Here is a 246-nt window from a genome sequence, read left to right on the forward strand (position 1 = left end):
TACTGCATGAACTTAATTTGAGTTGGATAACGACACGATCAAAGCACCCAAAACAATCAGAAGAAGCTCAAGAATCTTTTAAAAAAATTCCCAATAGAAACGATCCTTAAGATCCCTGGGCATATACCCAATCAACTTGAAGATGCGGGCTTGAGCACTTGAAAATTATCATTTATTCGAGACGTCAAAGAGTCTGCGATCTCAGGTAGAGTCACAATGCAAAAATTCTCGATGGCTTCTCTGAAT

Annotated in this window: 2 pseudogenes; one reads left to right on the forward strand and one right to left on the reverse strand. The window is 38.6% G+C overall.

Annotation, left to right across the window (positions count from 1 at the left end):
• A pseudogene (locus H5300_RS27580) lies at positions 1-126 on the forward strand (winged helix-turn-helix domain-containing protein); the annotation flags it as partial.
• A 5-nt stretch (positions 127-131) separates the two neighbouring features.
• Here H5300_RS27580 and H5300_RS27585 read toward each other — a convergent pair.
• Positions 132-246 (reverse strand): annotated as a pseudogene (locus tag H5300_RS27585) (IS630 family transposase); the annotation flags it as partial.

Source organism: Vibrio sp. SG41-7 (genome assembly GCF_014164465.1).
Lineage (GTDB): Bacteria > Pseudomonadota > Gammaproteobacteria > Enterobacterales > Vibrionaceae > Vibrio > Vibrio splendidus.